Genomic DNA, 23,683 nt, shown 5'->3' with positions numbered 1-23,683 from the left:
CTCTCCCTATTCTGTTGCCGTGATATTTTTTTCTGTTTCTGCCACTGATGGTGCCTTCGCAATACCGATTCCCGTGAAACCGTAAATCAAGGCGAAGAAGATTGCGGCATAGCACTGAATCGCCCATGGCAATAAATCCAGCGTGCTCACTCCTAATGTCGTGGCCATATAAACTCCAGCAGCGGTCCACGGCAACAACGGCTCAATAACGGTGCCAGCGTCTTCAATGGTGCGGGACAGATTTTTGGTATCCAGTCCCATACGACGATATGCGTCTTTAAACAGTTCAGCTGGAACCAGAAGAGCCAGCTTGCCGTCGCTTGTTGCTCCGGTCACCAGAAGGGTGGTACCAATGGTTGCCGCAATTAACTGACCGACACTGTGAATGACCGTCAGTAAGCGGTTAATGATAATGTTGAGCGCGCCGGTTAACGTTAAGGCACCGGCAAAAGAGAATGCGCAAAATACCAGAAGGATAGTGCTCATCATTGAGAACATTCCGCCGCGGTTCAGCAGGCGCGGAACATCAGCAATAATGCCCTCACTCCCTTGCGGGAACATAGTAATGTTGAATCCATCTATAAAGGCATCCAGTCCCTGCTTGATGCTGAGTCCTTGCATGACAACGCCCAGAATCAGGGCTAATACGCATGCACTCAGCATTAAAGGAATGACCGGCTTTTTACGAATTGCGCCCCACAACACAATAACCGGCGGCAAAATCAGAATGATATTGAAGTGGTATAGCGACTCCAGAGCGTTGACAATATCGGTAACCCGTTGCGGCGTGGCGACCTCGCCGAGCATATTGCTGTGGCCGGCAATAAGATAAACCACGGCGGCAAGCAGAAAGCTGGGAAGAGTGGTCCACAATAAGTGCTGGATATGCTCGAAAAGGGTGGTATCTGCAACAATGGCCGCAAAGTTGGTGGAGTCTGACAGCGGCGATATCTTGTCACCGAAGTAAGCGCCAGAAACAACGGCACCTGCCGCTGCTGCCATCGAGACATCCAGTCCGGCGGCAACGCCCATCAATGCTACGCCAACCGTTCCGGCGGAACCCCAGGAGGTTCCGGTACACACCGATACGACGCTGGTCAAAAAGAAGGCGGCGATGAGAATGTATTCGGGGCTGATGAGTTTAAGTCCCCAGTACACCATGTAAGGGATGGTGCCGCTGAACATCCATGTACCAATCAGTCCGCCAACACAGATAAGAATCATGATAACTGGCATTGCTTTGGCGAGTTTATCAACCACCGAATTAATGATGTCTTCCCAGCAATACCCTTGCCACCAGGCCATGCCCGCGGCGACTGCAGCAGAACATAGCAACAAGGGCTCAATACGTAGCCCCATGATGCCGTAGCCAATAATTAGCAGCAGTAGCATGGCTAAAATAGGGATCACTGCCAGTCCAAATGAGAGTGTTTTTTTCTGATTTTGAGAGGCATTCATTCATGAATCTCCAGTCTGTAAGGTCGCTCAAGAGTAGAGAACACCCTTTTGCCTGACTGTGATCGCTCATTGGCCCTCATGTAAGCGATTACATGAAGACGTTAAACTTGAAGTCGATCACAATTCAGGGGCTTGACGATTTACGCATTGATTTCAGAGAGAGGGGGGAAGAACAGAATCGCGGATCACTAAATCCGCAGTGAAACTATTCACGCTGGGACGCTGAGTTGCGCCCTTAAAAAGCTGTATCGCCAGCTGCGAAGCGCAGCGAGCCATGCGCTCAACGGGATAATGCATTGTTGTGAGTGCGGGGTAGAGATAGCGAGCCATCACCACATCATCAAATCCAACGATCGAAAGCTGCTGCGGAAGTGTAATTCCCTGCTGATGGAGAATGCGCATAATCCCGGCGGCCATTACATCATTAAACGTCACCGCTGCGGTGAAAGGAATGCCGCAATTAAGCAACTGATGCGCAGCGCGTTCGCCACCCTCTTCATTGAAGGGTACGCTAATCACCCAGTTTTTATCTGGCGTAATGCCATATTCGGCCAGCGCCTGGCGATAACCTTCCAGCCGCTCACGGCGATCGATAATCGGTAAATCACTTGTCACGCAGGCAATACAACGGTGCCCCTGTTCCAGGAGATGTAGCGTGGCTGTTTTAGCTGCTTGACTATTTTCCAGCCACACGCAGCGATTGGCCATCCCGGCAATATAGCGGTTCACGACCACCATGGCAGGAAAATGAGCGGCATATCGCAACAGTTCCTTTTCAGACAGTCTACTGGCATGGACCACAATAGCTTCACAGCCCTGGTTTATCAGAAAATCGAGTCCTGATTTTTCCATTCCTTCATCGTGGCCACCGCTGCATACCATCAGCCGAAATTGCTGCTGGCGTGATACTTCTTCCACGCCCCGGGCAAGCCTGGCAAAAAAGGGATCGGCAAGATTGCCGGTCAATAACCCGAGCATGTCACCGCTGCGTTTCGCTAATGCAATAGCGGCGGCATTGCGATGATAGTTCAGTTCGCGCATGGCTTTTTCAACACGCTCACGCGTCACGGGTTCAACCCATGCGGTTTGATTAATAACACGTGAAACTGTTGCGGTGGACACTCCCGCTAACTCTGCAACATCCTTTATCGTTGCCATGCTGGCTCTTTACCTTTTTGATTCTTAAGAATTTGCGGTAATGACTCCAACTTATTGATAGTGTTTTATGTTCAGATAATGCCCGATGACTTTGTCATGCAGCTCCACCGATTTTGAGAACGACAGCGACTTCCGTCCCAGCCGTGCCAGGTGCTGCCTCAGATTCAGGTTATGCCGCTCAATTCGCTGCGTATATCGCTTGCTGATTACGTGCAGCTTTCCCTTCAGGCGGGATTCATACAGCGGCCAGCCATCCGTCATCCATATCACCACGTCAAAGGGTGACAGCAGGCTCATAAGACGCCCCAGCGTCGCCATAGTGCGTTCACCGAATACGTGCGCAACAACCGTCTTCCGGAGCCTGTCATACGCGTAAAACAGCCAGCGCTGGCGCGATTTAGCCCCGACGTATCCCCACTGTTCGTCCATTTCCGCGCAGACGATGACGTCACTGCCCGGCTGTATGCGCGAGGTTACCGACTGCGGCCTGAGTTTTTTAAATGGCGGAAAATCGTGTTGAGGCCAACGCCCATAATGCGGGCGGTTGCCCGGCATCCAACGCCATTCATGGCCATATCAATGATTTTCTGGTGCGTACCGGGTTGAGAAGCGGTGTAAGTGAACTGCAGTTGCCATGTTTTACGGCAGTGAGAGCAGAGATAGCGCTGATGTCCGGCGGTGCTTTTGCCGTTACGCACCACCCCGTCAGTAGCTGAACAGGAGGGACAGCTGATAGAAACAGAAGCCACTGGAGCACCTCAAAAACACCATCATACACTAAATCAGTAAGTTGGCAGCATCACCGGCCGATTGTTCTGTTGTATTTATTAATGACATGAACCGTGTGGACTATAGTAAAGATGGCCGTTATTTCTCATCATTAATAACCGTGAGTGGGGGATGTGAATGAAGAAGATACTGATGCTGGTCGGAGATTATGTCGAAGATTATGAAACGATGGTGCCTTTTCAGGCTTTGCAAATGCTTGGGCATCGTGTGGATGCCGTCTGTCCGGATAAAAGTCAGGGTGACTACGTTCAAACCGCCATTCACGATTTTGATGGGGCGCAGACATACAGTGAAAAGCCGGGGCATCGTTTTACGTTAAATGCGAATTTTGCCGAGGCGCGGGTCGCCGATTACGACGCACTGTTGATCCCCGGCGGGCGTGCTCCGGAATATCTTCGACTGAATCCAGATGTCATTAAGCTGGTGCAAGATTTCAACACTGCCGGTAAGCCTATCGCCGCAGTTTGTCATGGGCCCCAACTGTTAGCGGCGGCGGGGGTGTTAGAAAACCGGACCTGTAGCGCTTATCCGGCCTGTGCGCCTGAGGTTCGTCTGAGCGGTGGGCATTATGCCGATATTGGTATTGATCAGGCCCACGTTGATGGCAATCTGGTGACGGCACCAGCATGGCCCGCGCATCCGCAATGGTTAGCTAAATTTGTTGAAGTATTAATGAAGTAAGCGATGATGCGATGAAAAAGTCGGTATAACCTGCCAGGCTATACCGACTGCATATATTATCTCTTCATGAGTGCGAATACGCCCCACCCAATATATTCCCGGGTGAATGCAACGTGGCGCACTGGTGAACTTCTCAATTGTTCTCTGACTTCGGCGGCAAACTCATCGTCCGGATTTGCCTCCAACCACCGGCGCATCGTCAACCATTTTGCCGCCTCGTATCTGTCCCAACCTTCCTGGTCAGCCAGTACCATTTCAACCACGTCATAACCGAGCAGGTCGAAAGACGAAACAAGTTCTGGCAGAGAAAGAAAATCGGCTACTGAAGTCGCGCCGCAAGCCATAGCGATCTCCTCCGTTGCGGGCATCTGACGCCAGTACGGTTCGCCGATGAGCAGGATCCCGCCTGGTTTGAGACTTTGTTCCAGCTGTTTGACCGTTCCGGCAACGCCGCCAGCAATCCAGGTTGCACCAACGCAGGCGGCAATATCGAATTTTTCTTCGGCGATATAACCTGTTGCATCGGCATGAATAAAACGTACGTGCTCAGTGACGCCTAATTCACTTGCCCGCAGGGTGGCTTGCTCACTGAATAACTGGCTCATATCGATACCAACGCCGGAAATTCCATGATCGCGAGCCCAGGTGCACAACATCTCGCCCGAGCCGCTGCCGAGATCCAGGATGCGGGTTCCTGGGGCCATCCGTAAAACCTGACCTAACGTCGCATATTTTTGCGCGGTGAACGGATTATGAATGCGATGTGCGCTTTCGCTGATCGTAAAAATCTTCGGGATATCCATCTCTCTCTCCTTAGCGATTATCCAGTTGGGCGCGAACGTTGTTCAGCCCGGTGGTATTGATGCGGTAGGGCTGACCATTAACGGATTTGATCAGTTTTTTCGTTCTGAGCTTTTTGAATACGTCGAGCGTGCAGTCGCAGAGCAGTAACCCTTCGCGGCTATAGCATTCGACGGAAGTGACACGACCAGATGCATCGCGGACGTGAGCAATACGGCCACCTTTGGCGAGAACGTGTAAGGTACGTTGTTCCTGACGGGATAAATTCATACTGGAAAACCTGTTTAATCATCATGTGCAAAACGTGCAAACACACAGCGGTGTCCGCATTCGATTTCGGCGCATTGATAACCAGTCCGGCCTGAAAAGGTCGGTAAGCTGATTATCTGATGATTACATTCTCCAGCATCAAAGCCTCGGGTTGAGTTGATAGGTATTTACCTGCTGAATCATACCAGCCTGGGCGAGTAGGGGAATCGTTCTGTCGGGAAAATGTGATCTATGACGAAAAATTGCGTTTAGCTTATTTTATAATTTTTTAACTCTCGTTAGCTGAGCGGTGTATGGATATATTAAATTTATTGAATATTCAGACATTGTCAGTAGCGGTATTGGCCGTAATGATGTGTTGTTAGCCCCACTTGCGTCATACTATAGATTAGTGATATTTAATTTTTCCCTATCCTAATTTTGTTTTATTTGATAAACATGTCTTTATTATAAAAAGGATTTTTAATGGTGTTTACTTTTAATTCTTTTTAGGAATTTTCTTAACGTCGTGAAGTGTGTATACTCAATCCAGCAAGAAGCTCTTCTGTTATCATCAAAACTATAAAAATGTCCTTAACACCCGTATTACCTCTGCCCTGAATCTCTTCTCAGGGGAGAGGTTTTTTTTGCCTGTGTATAATTTTGATAATCGTCATAAATAGATAATTTAATATTATTGTTCTTGTTGTTTTGCATTAGTGATGACGACAGGTTTTGTTCTGTGAATCATACGGTAATGTTGAAATAGTATCGCTATGAATCTATTTCATGGTGAATAGTGTGATTTCATCTTTATTTATAGGGGTATTATATAGTTTTTCTTATAACTGTCTGTTTTTAAGCGTTATGTTAATTTTCGCTTTTGAAGTAATTGTGATTTTGTTCACGGATTTTAGTGCGTTAAGTGGCTATTTGTAGAGAGGTGCAAACGGTTGCATGTTGCTGTTACAGCATTTGTTCATTAAAAAAATATAGCGATGGTATGTCTTGTGTCGGTATCGGGGGCAAGAATCTAAATGATTTTTATTATCCCTTAGACATACGAATGCCGTTTATGACTTCTGTTAGCTTAACACCATGGAAAATGTAGTAAAAACAGACAGGGAATATGATTTTATCAATCAAAAGGAGTTTTTAATCACTGGTGTAATTACTGGCCTTTTTTATCTTCCTTTATATAAATCGTTGTCGTAACACCCATAAAATCAGCGTTCTGGGATGAGCGCTGATTTTATTTTGTTCTCAGATTATTCAACCCACGCTGTATGCAGGTCTTCTCTTGCAGTACCTCGTAAATGATACATTAAAGGATCTCCTGGAATGGATATTGTTGAACGCTTTATTAACTACACGAAAATCAATACCACGACCTCAAGGGAAAATGGTGCTAATGGGATAATGCCTTCTTCACCTGGTCAAATGGAACTGGCAAAACTACTTGCAGTAGAACTTGAAGCATTAGGAATGGAAAACATTGAGGTCAGGGATACCGCTATTGTGACAGCGACCTTACCTGGAAATACCGATGACACGATCCCTGTCGTTTCCTTTTTTGGCCATCTGGATACCAGCGCGGAACAGACCGCGGACACAAATGCGCAACGTCTTCACTACAGCGGTGGAGATTTGTGTCTGAATCAAGAGCTGAATATTTATCTGCGTGAAAGTGAATTTCCGGAACTGAAAAATTATGTCGGCGATGACCTGCTGGTGACGGATGGTACCAGTCTGCTAGGGGCTGATGATAAAGCCGCCATCGCCGCGATTATGAATGCTCTGGAGTACCTGATCGCGCACCCGGAGATTAAGCATGGGCCGGTGAAGGTCGGTTTTGTTCCTGATGAAGAGCAGGGATTACGGGGAGCAAAAGCGTTTGATGTTGCGGCGTTTGGCGCTGATTTTGGCTATACCCTGGACTGCTGCGGCATTGGAGAGTTTGTCTACGAGAACTGGAACGCGGGTGATGCGGAAATCATCTTTACCGGCCAGTCCGCGCACCCTATGTCGGCCAAAGGTAAGCTGAAGAACTCGCTGCTGATGGCGCATAAGTTTATTGCGATGCTGCCCGGAGGAGAGGCGCCTGAGTATACGGAAGGACGCGAAGGGTATTACTGGGTAAAACAGCTTCAGGGTAACAGCGCCCGTACGGTACTTAAGCTGGATATCCGGGATTTTACCGAAGAAGGGTATAAGGCGCGTATGGCATATATCCGCCAGCTTGCCGTCAGCACCTGCGCGCTGTGGGGAGAAAACAGCGTGGTCTGTCATTTAACCGATCGCTATGCCAATGTGTTCAATAGTTTGCAGGGCGATGCACACTACCCGATTGATATTGCGTTACGCGCGTATCAGAGGTGTGGCATTACCCCGCAACCTGTCGCCATGCGTGGTGGGTATGATGGCGCAGTGCTATCGCAGAAAGGACTGCCTTGCCCGAATATTTTTACCGGTGCTCATAACTTTCATTCAATTTATGAATATCTACCGGTGCGTTCACTGCGAGCCGCCAGCGATGTGGTGGTAGCGGTCATTGAGGAAACCTTTGCTGAGTTCGCGCAGAGGAGAGCTCAGTCATGATTCAGGTGTTAATTGCCCTACTGGTTATCGTGGTGGTCGCGCGTCTGATACTGAAAGGTTATCGCGCTGAACCGGTGCTGTTCATTGCGGGCCTGGTGTTGATGATTTGTACGGCGTTAACCGGATGGGGTTCTGTATTACCGAAGGGCGTTGCCAGTACGGGGATTTCATTTCTCGATCCTTTCGAGGTGATGCGCGATCTCTTTAGTACGCGTGCTGCCGATCTCGGCCTGATGATTATGGCGCTCATGGGATTTGCGCATTACATGGATCATATCGGGGCAAATGAAGCGGTTGTGCGGGTCGTGACGAAACCTTTGCGCGCGCTGCGTTCGCCCTATGTGCTTCTATTTTTCTCCTATCTGCTCGCCAGCCTGCTGCAGTTGGCCATCCCATCCGCTACCGGGCTTGCCGTGTTGCTGATGGGGACGATGTTCCCCATTATGCTGGGTTTAGGGCTTTCTGCGGCCTCGGCTGCTGGGGTTATTGCCACCTCGCTTGGTGTGGCGTATACCCCGACGGCCATCGATGCTATCAGGGGATCTAAAGCGGTCAATATGGATGTGGTGGAATACGTTGTTTACCACCAGGGACCCGCAGCGCTGGCAACCGTGCTGGTCGTGGGCGTCTGCCATTTCTTCTGGCAGCGGCATTGCGACCGTAAAGCGGGGACGCTTCCGCGGGAAATCGGTAGCGCTGAGGTGACTGACTCAGGAAAAGCCCCGGCTTTTTATGCGCTGCTCCCGATGCTTCCGATATTGATGGCTGTGGGATCATCGGAAATGTTCGTCAGTGGTATTAACCTGAATATTATCACCATTGTGCTCATTTCGATGGCTGTCTGCATGTTGATTGAGTGGCTGCGGGTGCGTGATTTAAAGTCAGTATGCGAAGGATTCAGCCATTTCCTTAAAGGCATGGGCACCGCCTTTACCGGGGTGGTTGGGCTACTGGTTGCGGCAGGTGTTTTTGCTCACGGAATTAAAGTCATTGGTGCCATTGATCAATTAATCCTGATGGCGGAGCACGTGGGATTACCTCCATTTGCTATGGCGGTGGTGTTTGCGCTGGTGACGCTGGCGGCAGCAATTATTATGGGATCGGGTAATGCGCCATTCCTTGCTTTCGTTGAGCTGATCCCGCAAATCGCGGCAAGTATGGGCGCTAACGCTGTTGCCATGATCCTGCCGATGCAGCAGGCATCACATATGGGGCGGGCAATTTCACCGGTTTCCGGCGTGGTGATTGCCGTTTCCAGTGGGGCGAAAATAACGCCATTTGATGTGGTTAAACGTACCGCCGTACCGTTGATTGTGGGCTTTGTAACGCATACCCTGATCATCGGTATTTTCTATTAACTTCGTCTGTAATAAGCAAACTTCCGGGTTGCTGAATGCCCGGTAGTTTGCTTTTTCTGTTTACAGGTCTCATCACAAAAGGTGATATTGATTACTGGTGATTATTATTAACCTTTATCTTTATCGCATTATTCTTATTAGTCATTGTTGAGCCACCCCAGATTAATGATTAATAAGTATGATGTATTATATTTGCACGTTTATTACATAGGGATAAGTTAATCTGGATCATATTTTGGCGATTTTAGTTGTAGTAATTTTTTAATAGAGTAATACAAGAATGACGTGGAATAACAATGATGATTTATTTGGGCAGGTTTAAGTGGTAAGGGATTCTGGAAGAGTTAGTACGTTACGACATCATTATCAGGATGATCTGGAAGCCTTTACCTGGAGTGCGTTAGTCGCAATTGGTATCGCAATAAAGGATCATAAAATCTACTCTAAAATGTCAGAGCATCTATTCATTATGCATTGGCTGGCTATTGCCAAAAAAAGAAAAATCTTTTCGAAGAGCATTGTCAGTGAGCTTCAGTGGTTAATTGATGAGGGGAAGAAAAAAAGCCTCAATGCACAACTTAAATTTAAAATAGAATATTTGTACGCCACATCGAGTGGTGATGTGACAATGCAAAACGACTATTTTAAATTTACTCACACGATTGAAGTGTTGAGAAATAATGGATGGGAGAGCTTTCTGCTCACTCCGGAGAAGTGGCAAGGCCTTCATGAGAGTATTAAGGTCAGAAAAGGTGACTTTATTTTTATGGATGACACCCGGCTTCAGGAGTGCTTTGGCGTGCAGGGGGAGATAGTCAAACCTTTTTGTATTCGAGTGTACGGCGATATTGAGTTTGCAAAGTTAACGTTCATCAAACATAACCTGCCGGTTGAATTTGTGAAACATATTTCGAATGAGTTTTATTACTTCAATTTTCTTTCAGTTAAGTAATGCTTAACTGATATGGGGGACAAATTTCTGTTTGTTCAAAGAGTGTATTGATCTACCTGTGAAATTATCGGATTTATACCACGCGCAAAGGACAGCGAATGTTTACTCGAAAGTTAGTGATTACAACTGAATGGATAAGGTTGTCGGATACGCCAGACAATGTGTCCATTTCTTTTCGGGGCGTTCTTGAGATCGGTGAAAGCACGGTTGTACCAGATGGCAACACTCCTTTACTTCGCTTAGAAAATGAAATGGCACCTGTCGCCGTTGATGCGTTGTCATGGGTAAGGGTGCCAGTTGAACGCCAGGAAAATGTTATCGTCTATATTTTCTGAATCCTGGTTTATAAATCCATTAATAATGTTAATGTCGATTTGTTCTTATTTTATTCCTCCCAGTGCAAGATGAGATGTCTGGCTGAACAATTCGTTGGGGATCACATCGCGGGTGAGAGCATTTGTAGCGCGTGTACATTATAAATAATGCCAAACACCGCCACCGCGAGCAGAAACAGGGAGGAGATAAAAACGCTGCGTCTGGCAAACCGCTCTGGCATCCAGCGTTTGAAAACCATGATGTAAAAAGACAACACCGTAACATCAAAAATAACCCACACCAGCGTTAGCGTCAGAATGCTGGTGGTGAAATCTTGCGTAATGGCAATGAACTGGGGAAAAAATGCTACGAAAAACAAAATGTCCTTTGGGTTAGCGACCCCTGTCAGAAATCCATGGATAAGCCCGCTGTTATCGCGTTTTGGCGCACACAGTCCGGGTTTTGAGTCCCTGGCCCGCAGGCCGTTAATCGCCATCACACCGATATACAACGATCCCACAAGACCCAGTACGCCAAGCCATATCGCAGAGATTGAAACCACGCCAGCTAGCATCAGTGCAGCCAGAGCAATCAATACTAAAGAAGCGCCGTTAGTGCCAATCAGCGTGATAAAGGCCCGGCGATAGCCGTGCTGCGACGCGGTGGTGGTAATCAGCGCCACGACAGGACCCGGAGTTAACAGCAGGGTTACTACGCTGAGGCTATAGGTAGCCAGTAAAGTGAAATTCATACCTGATTATCCTGATGATATTTTCCATCAGTATTCCGTCTGCGTGGCGCATTGAAAAACGAATAAAACTGCGCTCTACTGTGAGTAAAACTCAACATAGAAGCTGAGAATGACGCTACCTCCGTTGTATGCCCTGAGGGCTTTTGAAGCCGCAGCCCGTCTGGGATCGTTCAGTAAAGCCGCTATTCAACTTAACGTGACGCCGGGCGCGGTAAGCCGTCATATTCGCACGCTGGAGGCATGGTTTGGTTGTGAGCTATTTGTCCGCAGCGGCCCGCGTATCGAGATAACGCCTTCTGGCCAAGGGCTGGCGCAGCAGTTGACGGCTGGGTTTCAGAGTCTGGAACACGCGTGTCATGCCTTTCGCAGCAGCAGTCATGAGCTACGGCTGAAAGCGCCGTCTACGTTGACGATGCGCTGGCTTCTGGACGTGCTGCGTCATTTCCGTGAAGCGCATCCGACCCCGGTTGTCGAAATTTCCAGCGTCTGGATGGATACCGATTCGGTATCCTTCGGTCGTGAACCGTATGACTGCGCGATCCTGTTAGGGAATGGCCATTTTGGTGACGATACCGACAGCCGGTTGCTGTTTCAGGAGTGGCTTATCCCGGTGTGCTCAACCGCACTGCTGGTGCAGGCGCAGCGCGATATTTCTGCCTGTGAACTGATTCATCCCTCAGCGGATCGCCGTGACTGGCGTCGGTGGCTGCAACGCACCGGGAAGTTTCCGGCGTTGAATCTTGCGCGAGGCAAAGTGTTCGACACCCTGGAGCAGGGCAGTCTTGCCGCGATGAGCGGTCATGGCGTGTCCGTTGCCGACCTGCTGTTAAGCCTGGCGGCCATTCAGGCAGGGATGTTGGCGTTACCGTTTAAAGATGCGGTAGCGACTGGCGAGGGCTATTACCTTGTCTGGCCAAAGACTTCAACACGGCTCAGAAATATTGAGCTGCTGTATCGCTGGTTAAAAAAGGCTGCGCCGTGTGTCTCCTCGGCAGATCTAAACTGGCTGGATTAAGCTGTTTATTCTGCTAATCATCATATTGATAATGGTTCTCATTATTATTGTCGTATTGCGCAGGTAATGGTAATGTTGCTTCAGTTATAAACCGTTAATCCCATTTCCTGTGCAGAAGACAGCATGAACAATACCACCGCCCTGAATGCCTCCGGACGCGTCGCTCGCACTTTCTCCGTCAGCGAGTTTATGGATTTTGGTGAGCGCTACGGGATCGATTACCGCTTTCCCCAGTTGGCACAAAGGCCGGATTTACCGTCTGGCAGCCCTGTTCTGCAAGGTGAAATTGAGGAGATGACTCTCCCATGTGGGATGTGCGTGACGCACTCCGACGTACAGGTATTGCAACCCTACGAAACCACCTCTCGTCACGACAGCCCTCTGTATATGCTGGTGGTACTGGAAGGCTGCGTGATCCTGACGCTTAACGGACAGGAGCATGTGGTGCGCTCCGGCATGGCGTTTAGCTCACGCCTGAGTGAGCACCAGACGATGCGTGCCCGTCATCATGCTGATTGTAAACTGCGGACATTATCGCTCGGTTTGTATCCCGACGGCGCGTGTCGCACGGGGTTGCTCGAATCGTTGATGCGTGAGTGGGAAAGATGCCAGACGCCGACGCTTATCTGGCAGGTGCCGGGGTTTTTACTCAGCGGACTACTGTACGCACAGCAGAGTACGATTAGCCATATTTCTCGTCAGCTGATGCTGGAAGGGCTGATATTACAACTGTTTGGTCATGGCCTCAGCGTGTGTCAGGTCGAGAGCGGTAAACGTCTTGCGGCGAGCGGTGAGCAGCAGCGGCTGGAGGTCGTTCGCCGACTGCTGGAGCAGAGTCCCGAAAAAGACTACACCCTTAATGAACTGGCGCAACGCGCGGCAATGAGCCCCAGTAGTCTGCGTAGCAAGTTTCGCGCAGCCTATGGCTGTTCGGTATTCGACTACCTGCGCGATTGCCGTCTGGAACGTGCGCGCGGCTATCTACTGGAAGGATATAGCGTACAACAGGCGGCCTGGATGTCGGGTTATCAGCACGCCACTAACTTTTCTACTGCTTTTCGTCGCCGTTACGGCTTTTCGCCCGGCGATTTGCTCAAACTTTGCTAATCCATATTTGCGTTTTACGCACGTGATTTCCTGACAATTTGGCACTGCGCATAGGCAACCTGGCATCCGGCATAGCTATCTCCGCCAGCAAAAAGGTAATAATTCTCACTTACAATTAGACATGCCTTTGGAGATATTCATGTTCGCGAAGACTCGCTTGGCGCTGCTGGTGGGATGGGTTACCGGCAGCGTGGCTTTTCCTCTGCTGGCGCAGGAAACAACAAAAAACGATACGGTGGTTGTCACCTCGCAGATGCAGAGCGGGGCCACGAAGCTTGCCACGCCGGATATTGAAACGCCGCAGTCGGTATCGATCGTTACCCGTGAACAGTTTGAAGAGCAGGGCGCAACCAGCGTGCGGCAGGCCGTCAGCTATACGCCGGGTGTGTACAGCAATCAGATTGGCGCCTCCAACCGCTTTGACTACATCGTGCTGCGTGGCTTTTCTGACGGTAGCCTGGATAACGTCTATCTTGATGGTCTGAAGATGATGGGCGACACCAACTCACACAGCTCGCTGGTGGTCGATCCGTGGTTCCTCGAAGATATCGAAGTCGTACGTGGCCCGGCTTCCGTACTGTATGGCCGTTCCTCCCCGGGTGGCATTGTGGCGCTGACCTCACGTAAGCCATCGTTTGATGCGGGCGGCGAAGTGAAGCTGTTTGCCGGCAACAATAACCAGCGCGGCGCGGCGTTTGACGTCACCGGGGCGCTGGATGATAACGATCGCGTGGCGGCGCGACTGAGCGGGATGACGCGTTACGCGGACTCGCAGTTTGGTCCATTGAAGGAAGAGCGTTACGCGCTGATGCCCAGCCTGACATGGCGTATCACCGACCAGACGCGTCTGGATCTGATGGCCTATCTGCACCGTGACCCGGAAGGCGGTAGTCACTCCGGTCTGCCGTATGACGGCACCGTGGTTCCGCATTACGGGCAAAAGATCTCCAACACCTTTTACGAAGGCGAGGATGATTACGACAAATACGATCGCCGTGAAAACATGGTGGGCTACAACATTGAGCATATGTTTGATAGCGGTTGGTCGGTGCGGCAAAAGCTGCGCTATCTGCATACCGACGTTGAGCTGAATCAGGTGTATGCGGCGGGCTGGCTGAATGAAACCGAGCTTAATCGCGGTTACTCCGGCTCCGATGAAAAAATGTCGGCGATTACGCTGGATAACCAGCTCGACGGCAGCTTTGATACCTGGCAGGTAAACCATCGCCTGCTGGTGGGCATTGATTATCAGGATCGCAGCAACAATACCACCGGCTACTACGGCGCATTCCCGCCGATTGACGCTTTTAATCCAGTGTACGGCGCGAAGCCTGATTATATCGACATGTATGCGCGTGAGAAACACAAGCTGCGCCAGACGGGTTACTATTTGCAGGATCAGATGTCATGGGATCGCTGGCGTATTACGCTCGGTGGTCGCTACGATCAGGTCAGCGTTTCTAACATTGATAAGATCAAGGATACTCGCAGCGATCTGGATAAAAACAACTTCAGTACCCGTGCCGCGCTGCTCTATTTATTCGATAACGGCTTTGCGCCGTACGTGAGTTATTCCACTGCCTTTACGCCAACCAGTTTTGCCGATGAGAACGGCAATCTGCTGGATCCGATGAAAGGCAAGCAGTGGGAAGCCGGGCTGAAATATGAGCCGGAAGGACTCAACAGTCAGTTCAGCGCGTCGGTGTTCCGTATCAATCAGACGAATATTGCCACCAAAGAAGAGCCGACCGATCCGTACCGCTCGATTGGGGAAATTGAATCTGAAGGGGTGGAGCTGGAGGCAATTAGCCAACTGACAGATAGCTTCCGTTTGCAGGCGGCGTATACCTATACCGACATTCGCTATAAGAAAAGCAGCCCGGAAGAACAGGGCAAGCGCGCAGTGTACGCCCCGCGTAACCAGGCCAGTACCTGGCTGAGCTACGATGTGAAAAGCGGTCCGCTGGACGGCCTGACGTTGGGTTCAGGCGTGCGCTACGTTAACGGTATTACCAGCGATCGCCTGAATACTCACACCCTGCCGTCCTACACGCTGGTGGATATGGTGATTGGTTACGACTTAACGAATATCGGCATTAAAGGGTTGAGCGCGCAGTTGAACGTTAACAACCTGACCGACAAGCGCTACGTTGCAGCCTGTAACTCGCTCTCATACTGCTACTTCGGCGCCGAGCGCAGCATTGTCGGCAGTGTGTCCTGGAAATTCTGATGTTTTAGCCGGATGCGGCGCTGGCGCCTTATCCGGCCTACAGCAGCGTGCAAATCGTAGGCCTGATAAGCACAGCGCATCAGGCTTTGTGATTGCGGCTATTGTGTAAAACCGTTTTGCAGACAAATCTGCGCGCTGGCGCCTTATCCGGCCTACAGCAGCGTGCAAATCGTAGGCCTGATAAGCGCAGCACATCAGGCTTTGTGATTGCGGCTATTGTGTAAAACCGTTTTGCAGACAAATCTGCGCGCTGGCGCCTTATCCGGTCTACGGCAGCGTGTAAATCGTAGGCCTGATAAGCGCAGCGCATCAGGCATAGTGGATTGCGGTTATTTTGTAAAATCGTTCTGCAGACAAATCTGCACGCTGGCGCCTTATCCGGCCTACGGCAGCGTGCAAATCGTATGCCTGATAAGCGCAGCGCATCAGGCATAGTGGATTGCGGTTATTTTGTAAAATCGTTCTGCAGACAAATCTGCACGCTGGCGCCTTATCCGGTCTACGGCAGCGTGTAAATCGTAGGCCTGATAAGCGCAGCGCATCAGGCATAGTGGATTGAGGTTATTGTGTAAAACCGTTCTGCAGACAAATCTGCGCGCTGGCGCCTTATCCGGCCTACGGCAGCGTGCAAATCGTAGGCCTGATAAGCGCAGCGCATCAGGCATAGTGGATTGCGATTATTTTGTAAAACCGTTTTGCATACAAATCTGCGCGCTGGTTCTCAGCGTAAAGGCGACTTTGTCTGGGTACTGGCTGTAATAGTTATGCTCTTCTTCCAGCCCTTTTGCCTGCGCCAGACGTACCGTTTCCAGCGAGCAGGTACGGTAGATCAGGTCTTTATTCATATTGGTCTGCTTTTCGCGTTGTTTATCTGCGGACAGCGCCAGCCAGCTTTCGGACAGTGAGTAATCGTAGACCACCCGATTTCCTTTCGCCTGCACGTTCTCAATGGTAATGAATTCGTCGATTTTCAGTCTTGGCTGCCCACGCATTTTTTTCTTATCTTCTGCGGCGGCGTATTGGGCCAGCGCATGAATATCCATACTGGCTATTTTCTGTTTATAAGCATCTACATAAGCGGTAGGTTGCTGATAATGCCGAGCGTAAGCGTTTCTTAATTCCCCGTCATTCATCGTACAACCTGCCAGAAACAGAGGTAATAGCAGTGCCAGTTTTATTTTAGTCATGATGTTATCCCGTTCATTATTTTGATCCCAGTCGCCCATAACAAAATAGAAAAATTATTACAGATGATATTTAAGGTTGTATAAACGAGAGCGCGATGGCACAAGTTCAATTGTCTTAAAATGGCAGGACAGGCGGGAAACCCTGCCAGAATTGGCAGGGTTTTGAACATACTGATAAAAAAATTAATGGCCGATCATCTTTGCCTTCGGGATCAGCTGGAAATACATATGATCAGGCACTGGTGTATCCCAGACATTGGCATAAACGGCATAACCAATGGTGGCAAACAAAATGCCAAGCACCAGTAGCGTCATGGCAACACCTGATAGCGTCTTCTGTCGCCATAACGGTTTACCGTTGTCTTGCGCCCCCGGCGGTGTTTGCAGTGAAAAGCTCAGCGTTGAGGCCACCGGGCAGGATTCAACGCAGGTCATGCAGCCAGTGCATTCCACGGTACGCACCTGAATCAGTCTGTCGACCTGGATATTCGACGGGCAGTTTTTCGCGCATTTTCCGCAGTCGATGCAGCTGTCTGCGTTACGGCGGATTTTAAACGGCGAGAGCAGCGAGAACAGGCCGAGCAGCGCACCATAAGGGCACAGATAGCGGCACCAGGCATTGCGAATAAACAGGCTCAGGACGCTGATAACGACAACAAAGATGAGCGTAGCGGGGCCAATATGGCGAAAGAAATCGAGCATCTTTACGTCGATAATCATGCCATAGGCCGACATTAGAAAATACTGAATCCCCTGCGCAGGCATCGACAGGGCGATATACAAAAAGAAACTCAGCAACAGATACTTCAGACTGAGCAGCGGGATATCCAGCCAGCGCGGCAGCGTGAAGTTGCGACCAAATACTTTTTTCCCCAGATTGCCGAGCAGTTCGGACAGCGTGCCCACCGGGCATAGCCACGAACAGAAGGCTTTTTTTAACAACAAACTAATCAGGATAAACGCAACTAACAGCAGCATGGAGGCGGCATGGATAGGCGGAAGAAAACCAGTCTCCAGCGTATAGCGGATATTCATCAAACCCGCGATTGGTAGCCATCCCTCAATACCGCCAGGCCTTGGAATATAGACGCTGGTGCCGGCGGTTTCGAAATAGCGGACCCAGTAATAGAACGTTACGCCAATATAAATATTAATAGCCAGCAGGAGAAACTGGGTGGCTTTTCGCCAGCTGCTGGCATTGCGCCAGTCATTCCACGGCAGCTTGCCTCCGATCGTGCCAGGACGGCGCTGCCAGCGTGTTCTCTTCTTCCCGTTCATGGTTTTATACTATCCCTCATATTTCCCCTTCTGCATTCAGAAGGCGTCATCACCGGGACATGCTAGCGCTATTCAGATTTGGTGTATTTGATTTGCATCTTATTATGTGGCTGTTATTTTTATCACGCAAATAGGCTTGAATAAAAATAACAGCTCGATATTTATCGCCGATCAGATAAATACCCTGAACGGGGTATTTATTTCTCTGTGGCGGAGAAGATTATTCCTGATATACCTCTATGCGATCGCGGCCATTACTTTTCGCCAGATAAAGCGCGCGATCGGCTTTATCAACCAACTGTTTATAGTCGGGGTGATAGTCATATTCGGCGATGCCAATGCTGACGGTAATAGAAAATGATTCTGCCGCCGATGCCGCCATGCACATCCCGGCAATCTTCATACGCAGCGTTTCGAGAATGATACTGGCCTGCGACTTGTCTGACTCGACGAGCAGGATCATAAATTCTTCACCACCGTAGCGGAACACGTAATCGCTGCTACGGATATGATCATAAATGACCGCTGCGACGTTTTTGAGCGTCAGATCGCCGGTATTATGCCCGAAGTTATCGTTAATTTGCTTAAAGTAGTCGATATCCAGCATCGCCAGGGTGAAGGGCTTCCGCGCATGTAACGCTAACGAAATCTCACGCCGCATGATGGTTGGAATAAAGCGGCGGTTAAGTAACTGGGTCAGCGAGTCTTTACCATTTTCCTGTTTAACCAGTGCGTCAAACATTGAGGCGAGCAGGAAATGGATTTTTGCCGATAGCTGGCGGACATCCTGCAACAGGCTCATCCTCTCAGGTTCTGTTGGCTGATGCTGATGCGAAAAGGTGGTCGTCATGCGGTTGTCGATCTCTGCTATCAGCGATTCCATTTCTTTCAACAGATTGCTGTTGCCGAGAATGTGTTTTCCTTTATGTGAGAACCACATACCAAAATCAGAATTCGCCAGAAATACCATCTCACCGAAAGGCATACCGATGGCGATGTTATAGATAAACTGATTTTCCCAGTCGGTAAATGAGCGAATTTGCCGTTCGCGCTCGACGTTAACGTCATCGTAAATGGTCTGCAGGCGATACTGCTCCTGCGTATGCAGAGAGTTTTGGTGGCTTGGTGAATAGGAGACGGTCATGGCCTCCAGCGCAGTATCCATTGCCAGACTGCTGAAACAGATAGCATTGCTCAGCAGGGAAGACGAGTCGTCAGCTTTGGTTTTCAATACCCGATACAGCTCATCCTTGAGCTTGCGCGCGCCGCGGTTTACCAGATCGATGGGCAGACCGATACGGGCATGCACCACGCCAATTTTGCGTTGTTTGGCCAGCAACTGCGGTAGATCTTCGTGCGCGCTGCCGAGCACGCTGCGTAACCAGTCAAACATACTACCACTGAGGCGGGTACTGACCTGTTCTGTATTAAGGAACAATGCGCTCTGGGCATGGGAGAGCATATAGTCATAAAAAACGGTCACTAAATGGCGGATCTCTTCATCGCTTAACGATGTGAGGAGCATGTGAACTTCAGGCGATGTTTGTCGTATCAGCGCCTGCCATTCTGTAAGGAGTAATGTGTCGTTTACCGGTTCAACCTGTTCCATCTCACTGCCACTCAACCTGCGATTAAAAATTCAGGCGGTATTACGGACAATTACCTCACAATGGTCAAGTTAAACTCTCTTATCGATGGCTAATACCTTCATAAATAAGTCTTAGCGCGAAAACACCTATTATTGCGCCAATCACCCGGCTGGCAACGCGTTGGATGCGACCATACGCCCGTCGCACGGCAGGCAAAGAAAATGCCTGGCTGAGAAAAATACGCCAGATAACGGAAGACAACACAATGCCTGCCCAGGCCATCAGTCTGGCCCACGTAGGCGTGTCTGCGCTTAAGGTGACCGAGAAGATACTAATAAAAAACAGCACGGTTTGCGGGTTTGATAAATCCGTTAGTAATCCACGGCGGAAAAACACATACCAGGGAGCGGAAAGCGGTTGCTGTAGAGTGGGCATTTGCGGCGTGGCCTGGTGGCGGATGCTGTTCCAGGCAAACCACAGCAGATAGGCGCCGCCGACAATCTTAATCAATGAAAATATCTCTTCACACTGGGTGATTAGCGTTGCCATACCAAAAAGCCCAAGGCCGGAGTAAAACGCATCACCCAAGGCAACACCCAGACCGGTCATCACACCTGCGCGTCGTCCGGATGCCAGGCTAGTTTGTACTACCACGAACAGATTTGCGCCGGGGTTAAAAAAGGTTAAAACAAAGAGGCTGATGGTAAGAACGACGGCGTGCAGAGGTTCCATAGACAACATTTCCATTAGTAAGCGCTTAAGTGACAGCTAACACTATAATTTTAGTGTGTTCATCATTCTGCGTATTCACTCACACTGCGCAGTGAAACGCGCTGAGATTTGCAAATGACTTCATAGATTATTTTGTGCAAACCTGGCGCGTCAGATAACGCGGCGGCGCAGGTTTTCTGTTATCAACGATTCGCAAAATCTCTTTATATTTCCGCCTGCTCTGGATCTTTTTGCCAGGCTGAACTACTTATTAATCATCCTTGACTCGCATGTCGAATGTTCAGGGGGCGATGATGGCATATATAACAAAATCTGGAGCTTTTATATGAAAACTGGAATTAAAGTACTTATTGGTGCGTTAGCTTTTGTTGTGACCAACGCGTACGCCGCGGAATTTATGACGAAGGTTGAGTTTGAAAAGGTTGAGTCTCAGTATACAAAAATCGGTGATATTTCAACGAGTAATGAAGTCTCTACTTCGGATGCTAAAGAAGACCTTCTGAAGAAAGCTGAAGAGAAAGGTGCTGACGTGGTGGTATTAACCTCCGGCCAAACGGATAACAAAATCCATGGCACAGCGAATATTTACAAGAAAAAATAACGTGTAGCTGTAAAAAATACGACACCCGTCGGTCATTGTACCGGCGGGTTTTCTTTTAATCTACGCCAGAACGTGGTTCTGCTAATTCCGAGGTACCGCGCGGCGGCAGTTTTGTCACCATCAAATTGTGCCAGCACCTGCTGTGGCGTCAGTGATGATGATATGTGCGGTGTAGTGGTAACAACGGACAGTTCCGGTAACAGCTGCTGTAAAAAATCTACGTTCAGCTCTGGCTGCGGTTCGACGCTTAAAAACAGTGCCAGGCGCTCCATCATATTGCGCAGTTCGCGGATATTCCCCGGCCAGCCATAATTCAGCAACGTCGGCTGACTTAACCCCAGCCCCTTGCGAACAGGCTCAGAAAACGGCACGTCCAGTTCCGCCAGCGACTGTTTTAAAAAGCCTTCCGCCAGTGGCAGGATATCGGGCAACCGCTCGCGTAGCGGCGGCAGCTTGAGGCGTAAAATGCTCAGGCGATAAAACAGATCGGTTCGAAACTCCCCCTGTTTCATCTCCTGCTCCAGATTACAGTGCGTGGCGCTAATCACCCGGACATCGACCGGAATCGGTTGATGTCCGCCCACCCGGGTGACCTCTTTTTCTTCGAGCACACGCAGCAGTCGGGTTTGTAACGGCAGCGGCATCTCGCCTATCTCGTCAAGAAACAGGGTTCCGCCGTGAGCGATTTCAAACAGGCCCGCGCGCCCCCCTCGGCGAGAGCCGGTAAAGGCGCCATCCTCATAGCCGAACAGCTCCGCTTCCAGCAATGACTCGGTGATTGCCCCGCAGTTGACGGCAACAAACGGCGGTGAGGGTTTACCGCGCCGATTCTCCTGACGGGTGAAAAACTCACGGTGAATGGCCTGTGCGGCCAGCTCTTTACCCGTTCCTGTTTCGCCCTGAATGAGGACCGGCGCACGCGAACGGGCGTACAGCATAATGGTGTGCCGTACCTGTTCCATCTGCGCAGAGTGACCGCGCATATCTCCGAGCGCGTAGCGAGTGCGCAACGTATCGCCAGAGGCGTACTGACCGTTTCTGCGTAATGTCAAGCGGGTCATATCCAACGCATCGACAAAGGCCTGGCGCACGGTGGCCGCCGAATAGATAAAGATGCCGGTCATGCCTGCTTCTTCTGCCAGATCGGTAATCAACCCCGCACCAACTACCGCTTGTGTACCGCCAGCCTTCAGCTCGTTGATTTGCCCACGAGCATCTTCCTCGGTGATATAGCTGCGCTGTTCAAGCTGCAAATTGAAGGTTTTTTGAAACGCGAGAAGCGCCGGGAGGGGTTCCTGATAGGTAATGACGCCAATCGACGAGGTGAGTTTTCCCGCTTTTGCCAGCGCCTGTAGCACGTCGAATCCGCTGGGTTTAATCAGGATCACCGGAATCGATAAACGGCTTTTCAGATATGCCCCGTTGGAGCCCGCCGCAATGATGGCATCGCAACGCTCGGTAGCCAGCTTCTTGCGGATATAGGCCACCGCTTTTTCGAAACCAAGCTGAATGGGGGTGATGGTCGCCAGGTGGTCGAACTCCAGACTGATGTCGCGAAACAGTTCAAACAGGCGGGTGACTGAGACTGTCCAGATAACCGGTTTGTCGTCGTTCACACGCGGCGGTAGATGTGTATCTGCCATAACTAACCCAAAAAAGTAAGGAACCGAGTAGTAGGGTTTAGTTGTGTTTCATAAATGTTGCAATGAAACGTGAAGGAACGTTTCATGAAACGATAGCTGACACGCTTTTGTGCAACAAAAATAGGAGTATTGGATTTAATGTATTGTTTTAAAAGATAAAAAATTAAATTGAAGAGAAAATAAGCTCCCTGGCATACCCCTTGCTTTAGAAACATCAACGAACGATAACAAGTTGATAACAAGAGGACGGGATATGTCTCTACACTCCCCAGGGCTGGCGTTTCGCGCTGCGCTCACTAAAGAAAACCCATTACAAATCGTTGGCACCATCAACGCCAACCACGCTCTGCTGGCTCAACGTGCCGGGTATCAAGCGATTTATCTCTCCGGCGGCGGTGTCGCGGCGGGGTCGCTGGGGCTGCCGGATCTCGGCATTTCTACCCTTGATGATGTGCTGACTGATATTCGTCGCATTACGGATGTTTGCCCGCTGCCATTGCTGGTGGATGCGGATATTGGTTTTGGATCGTCTGCATTCAACGTGGCGCGTACCGTCAAGTCGATTTCCAAAGCGGGTGCTGCTGCGCTGCATATTGAAGATCAGATCGGCGCCAAGCGCTGCGGTCATCGCCCGAACAAGGCGATCGTCTCGAAAGAAGAGATGGTCGACAGGATCCGCGCAGCCGTTGATGCGCGCACCGATCCCAACTTTGTGATTATGGCGCGGACCGATGCGCTGGCGGTGGAAGGGTTAGAGGCTGCCATCGATCGTGCCCAGGCGTATGTCGAAGCGGGCGCTGACATGCTGTTCCCGGAAGCCATTACCGAACTTGAGATGTACCGCCAGTTTGCCGATGCGGTACAGGTACCAATTCTCGCCAACATTACTGAATTTGGCGCCACACCGCTGTTTACCACCGATGAACTGCGCAGCGCGAACGTTGCGATGGCGCTATACCCGCTGTCAGCTTTCCGCGCCATGAACCGCGCGGCGGAGAAGGTTTACAACGTGCTGCGTCAGGAAGGTACGCAAAAGAACGTTATCGACATTATGCAGACGCGCAACGAGCTGTACGAAAGCATCAATTACTACCAGTTCGAAGAGAAACTCGACGCGTTGTACACAAAAAAGTAACCGTCGTAGGCCGGATAAGGCGTAGCCGCCATCCGGCAATAAATTAGTACCCTACA

21 protein-coding genes are annotated in these 23,683 nt (G+C 50.0%); 10 read left to right on the top strand and 11 right to left on the bottom strand.

Annotated features, from left to right (window positions below; genetic code table 11):
• Window positions 1–6: 6 nt before the first annotated feature.
• The 3 genes from nhaC to JQN59_RS17955 all read right to left on the bottom strand — a co-directional run bounded on the left by nhaC (window position 7) and on the right by JQN59_RS17955 (window position 3,365).
• On the bottom strand, window positions 7–1,458 hold the full coding sequence (gene nhaC / locus JQN59_RS17965; protein WP_149607809.1) for a Na+/H+ antiporter NhaC: 1,452 nt from the start codon (window positions 1,456–1,458) through the stop codon (window positions 7–9).
• Between the two features lie 153 nt (window positions 1,459–1,611).
• Window positions 1,612–2,616, bottom strand: coding sequence for a LacI family DNA-binding transcriptional regulator (locus JQN59_RS17960; RefSeq protein ID WP_008783828.1), 1,005 nt, complete (start codon window positions 2,614–2,616; stop codon window positions 1,612–1,614).
• 51 nt (window positions 2,617–2,667) lie between these two features.
• A protein-coding gene (locus tag JQN59_RS17955) for an IS1-like element IS1B family transposase (protein WP_095033700.1) occupies window positions 2,668–3,365 on the bottom strand; the annotation gives its coding sequence in 2 pieces (ribosomal slippage) (window positions 2,668–3,116 and window positions 3,116–3,365; 699 coding nt in all).
• 157 nt (window positions 3,366–3,522) lie between these two features.
• Between JQN59_RS17955 and JQN59_RS17950 the strand changes: the two genes are divergently transcribed.
• Window positions 3,523–4,086, top strand: coding sequence for a DJ-1/PfpI family protein (locus JQN59_RS17950; protein WP_048226390.1), 564 nt, complete (start codon window positions 3,523–3,525; stop codon window positions 4,084–4,086).
• A 56-nt stretch (window positions 4,087–4,142) separates the two neighbouring features.
• Here JQN59_RS17950 and JQN59_RS17945 read toward each other — a convergent pair whose 3' ends face one another.
• Together JQN59_RS17945 and JQN59_RS17940 are read right to left on the bottom strand one after the other, a co-directional pair.
• A complete protein-coding gene (locus JQN59_RS17945; protein ID WP_103015321.1) occupies window positions 4,143–4,889 on the bottom strand; it encodes an SAM-dependent methyltransferase in 747 nt (248 codons plus the stop codon).
• 10 nt (window positions 4,890–4,899) lie between these two features.
• Entirely contained in the window at window positions 4,900–5,157 is a 258-nt protein-coding gene (locus tag JQN59_RS17940) for a YjhX family toxin (protein WP_003021255.1), read from the bottom strand.
• Between the two features lie 1,320 nt (window positions 5,158–6,477).
• Between JQN59_RS17940 and pepT the strand changes: the two genes are divergently transcribed.
• The 4 genes from pepT to JQN59_RS17920 all read left to right on the top strand — a co-directional run bounded on the left by pepT (window position 6,478) and on the right by JQN59_RS17920 (window position 10,379).
• The gene (gene pepT, locus JQN59_RS17935) at window positions 6,478–7,734 is read left to right on the top strand and encodes a peptidase T (protein ID WP_149607800.1); all 1,257 of its coding nucleotides are present in this window, start codon (window positions 6,478–6,480) and stop codon (window positions 7,732–7,734) included.
• Entirely contained in the window at window positions 7,731–9,092 is a 1,362-nt protein-coding gene (gene dcuC / locus JQN59_RS17930; RefSeq protein WP_003830889.1) for a C4-dicarboxylate transporter DcuC, read from the top strand. The genes pepT and dcuC overlap by 4 nt, the downstream gene beginning before the upstream one ends.
• A gap of 322 nt (window positions 9,093–9,414) precedes the next feature.
• Window positions 9,415–10,044, top strand: coding sequence for a DUF2913 family protein (locus JQN59_RS17925; protein ID WP_048226383.1), 630 nt, complete (start codon window positions 9,415–9,417; stop codon window positions 10,042–10,044).
• A 98-nt stretch (window positions 10,045–10,142) separates the two neighbouring features.
• Window positions 10,143–10,379: a hypothetical protein gene (locus JQN59_RS17920; RefSeq protein ID WP_020996594.1), complete on the top strand. Its 237-nt coding sequence runs from the start codon at window positions 10,143–10,145 to the stop codon at window positions 10,377–10,379.
• A gap of 101 nt (window positions 10,380–10,480) precedes the next feature.
• Here the strand turns inward: JQN59_RS17920 and JQN59_RS17915 are convergent, their stop codons facing one another.
• Complete coding sequence (locus JQN59_RS17915) at window positions 10,481–11,110, bottom strand: LysE family translocator (protein WP_048226381.1); 630 nt, start codon at window positions 11,108–11,110, stop codon at window positions 10,481–10,483.
• A gap of 109 nt (window positions 11,111–11,219) precedes the next feature.
• Here JQN59_RS17915 and JQN59_RS17910 point away from each other — a divergent pair, with 109 nt between their 5' ends.
• The 3 genes from JQN59_RS17910 to foxA all read left to right on the top strand — a co-directional run bounded on the left by JQN59_RS17910 (window position 11,220) and on the right by foxA (window position 15,462).
• Window positions 11,220–12,125, top strand: a complete 906-nt coding sequence (locus tag JQN59_RS17910) for a LysR substrate-binding domain-containing protein (protein ID WP_149607799.1) — start codon at window positions 11,220–11,222, stop codon at window positions 12,123–12,125.
• 123 nt (window positions 12,126–12,248) lie between these two features.
• Window positions 12,249–13,232 (top strand): helix-turn-helix transcriptional regulator, encoded by a 984-nt coding sequence (locus tag JQN59_RS17905; protein ID WP_103014993.1) that lies wholly within the window; start codon window positions 12,249–12,251, stop codon window positions 13,230–13,232.
• A 121-nt stretch (window positions 13,233–13,353) separates the two neighbouring features.
• Window positions 13,354–15,462, top strand: a complete 2,109-nt coding sequence (foxA, locus tag JQN59_RS17900; RefSeq protein WP_100247269.1) for a ferrioxamine B receptor FoxA — start codon at window positions 13,354–13,356, stop codon at window positions 15,460–15,462.
• A gap of 677 nt (window positions 15,463–16,139) precedes the next feature.
• Here foxA and JQN59_RS17895 read toward each other — a convergent pair.
• The 4 genes from JQN59_RS17895 to JQN59_RS17880 form a co-directional block, all read right to left on the bottom strand.
• Window positions 16,140–16,649 carry a hypothetical protein gene (locus JQN59_RS17895; protein WP_230319986.1) on the bottom strand — a complete coding sequence of 170 codons (510 nt, stop codon included), beginning with the start codon at window positions 16,647–16,649 and terminating at the stop codon, window positions 16,140–16,142.
• 183 nt (window positions 16,650–16,832) lie between these two features.
• A complete protein-coding gene (locus JQN59_RS17890; RefSeq protein ID WP_048214839.1) occupies window positions 16,833–17,927 on the bottom strand; it encodes a 4Fe-4S binding protein in 1,095 nt (364 codons plus the stop codon).
• A 220-nt stretch (window positions 17,928–18,147) separates the two neighbouring features.
• Window positions 18,148–19,536 (bottom strand): diguanylate cyclase, encoded by a 1,389-nt coding sequence (locus tag JQN59_RS17885; RefSeq protein ID WP_149607798.1) that lies wholly within the window; start codon window positions 19,534–19,536, stop codon window positions 18,148–18,150.
• A gap of 79 nt (window positions 19,537–19,615) precedes the next feature.
• Window positions 19,616–20,248, bottom strand: a complete 633-nt coding sequence (locus tag JQN59_RS17880) for a LysE family transporter (protein WP_008783857.1) — start codon at window positions 20,246–20,248, stop codon at window positions 19,616–19,618.
• 325 nt (window positions 20,249–20,573) lie between these two features.
• Here JQN59_RS17880 and yahO point away from each other — a divergent pair, with 325 nt between their 5' ends.
• Window positions 20,574–20,849, top strand: coding sequence for a DUF1471 family periplasmic protein YahO (gene yahO, locus JQN59_RS17875; protein WP_032942474.1), 276 nt, complete (start codon window positions 20,574–20,576; stop codon window positions 20,847–20,849).
• Window positions 20,850–20,881: 32 nt separating this feature from the next.
• Here yahO and prpR read toward each other — a convergent pair whose 3' ends face one another.
• Complete coding sequence (prpR, locus tag JQN59_RS17870) at window positions 20,882–22,492, bottom strand: propionate catabolism operon regulatory protein PrpR (protein WP_048226372.1); 1,611 nt, start codon at window positions 22,490–22,492, stop codon at window positions 20,882–20,884.
• A 253-nt stretch (window positions 22,493–22,745) separates the two neighbouring features.
• On the opposite strand from prpR, the gene prpB reads away from it, so the two are divergent.
• Window positions 22,746–23,627: a methylisocitrate lyase gene (prpB, locus tag JQN59_RS17865; protein ID WP_048226370.1), complete on the top strand. Its 882-nt coding sequence runs from the start codon at window positions 22,746–22,748 to the stop codon at window positions 23,625–23,627.
• Window positions 23,628–23,683: the final 56 nt, after the last annotated feature.

The organism is Citrobacter sp. B72 (genome assembly GCF_016894305.1).
Taxonomy (GTDB): Bacteria; Pseudomonadota; Gammaproteobacteria; order Enterobacterales; family Enterobacteriaceae; genus Citrobacter; species Citrobacter portucalensis.
Note: the sequence above shows the minus strand (reverse complement) of the source record. Positions and strands in the feature narration are given on the sequence as shown.

Excerpts from the sequence above, each read along its gene's own strand:
- JQN59_RS17885 (WP_149607798.1), bottom strand. The coding sequence starts at position 19,536 with ATGGAACAGGTTGAACCGGTAAACGACACATTACTCCTTACAGAATGG.
- JQN59_RS17905 (WP_103014993.1), top strand. The coding sequence starts at position 12,249 with ATGAACAATACCACCGCCCTGAATGCCTCCGGACGCGTCGCTCGCACT.
- yahO (WP_032942474.1), top strand. The coding sequence starts at position 20,574 with ATGAAAACTGGAATTAAAGTACTTATTGGTGCGTTAGCTTTTGTTGTG.
- pepT (WP_149607800.1), top strand. The coding sequence starts at position 6,478 with ATGGATATTGTTGAACGCTTTATTAACTACACGAAAATCAATACCACG.
- JQN59_RS17915 (WP_048226381.1), bottom strand. The coding sequence starts at position 11,110 with ATGAATTTCACTTTACTGGCTACCTATAGCCTCAGCGTAGTAACCCTG.
- JQN59_RS17920 (WP_020996594.1), top strand. The coding sequence starts at position 10,143 with ATGTTTACTCGAAAGTTAGTGATTACAACTGAATGGATAAGGTTGTCG.
- JQN59_RS17960 (WP_008783828.1), bottom strand. The coding sequence starts at position 2,616 with ATGGCAACGATAAAGGATGTTGCAGAGTTAGCGGGAGTGTCCACCGCA.
- JQN59_RS17940 (WP_003021255.1), bottom strand. The coding sequence starts at position 5,157 with ATGAATTTATCCCGTCAGGAACAACGTACCTTACACGTTCTCGCCAAA.
- dcuC (WP_003830889.1), top strand. The coding sequence starts at position 7,731 with ATGATTCAGGTGTTAATTGCCCTACTGGTTATCGTGGTGGTCGCGCGT.
- JQN59_RS17890 (WP_048214839.1), bottom strand. The coding sequence starts at position 17,927 with ATGAACGGGAAGAAGAGAACACGCTGGCAGCGCCGTCCTGGCACGATC.
- JQN59_RS17910 (WP_149607799.1), top strand. The coding sequence starts at position 11,220 with ATGACGCTACCTCCGTTGTATGCCCTGAGGGCTTTTGAAGCCGCAGCC.
- JQN59_RS17880 (WP_008783857.1), bottom strand. The coding sequence starts at position 20,248 with ATGGAACCTCTGCACGCCGTCGTTCTTACCATCAGCCTCTTTGTTTTA.
- JQN59_RS17950 (WP_048226390.1), top strand. The coding sequence starts at position 3,523 with ATGAAGAAGATACTGATGCTGGTCGGAGATTATGTCGAAGATTATGAA.
- prpB (WP_048226370.1), top strand. The coding sequence starts at position 22,746 with ATGTCTCTACACTCCCCAGGGCTGGCGTTTCGCGCTGCGCTCACTAAA.
- nhaC (WP_149607809.1), bottom strand. The coding sequence starts at position 1,458 with ATGAATGCCTCTCAAAATCAGAAAAAAACACTCTCATTTGGACTGGCA.
- JQN59_RS17945 (WP_103015321.1), bottom strand. The coding sequence starts at position 4,889 with ATGGATATCCCGAAGATTTTTACGATCAGCGAAAGCGCACATCGCATT.
- foxA (WP_100247269.1), top strand. The coding sequence starts at position 13,354 with ATGCCTTTGGAGATATTCATGTTCGCGAAGACTCGCTTGGCGCTGCTG.
- prpR (WP_048226372.1), bottom strand. The coding sequence starts at position 22,492 with ATGGCAGATACACATCTACCGCCGCGTGTGAACGACGACAAACCGGTT.
- JQN59_RS17895 (WP_230319986.1), bottom strand. The coding sequence starts at position 16,649 with ATGACTAAAATAAAACTGGCACTGCTATTACCTCTGTTTCTGGCAGGT.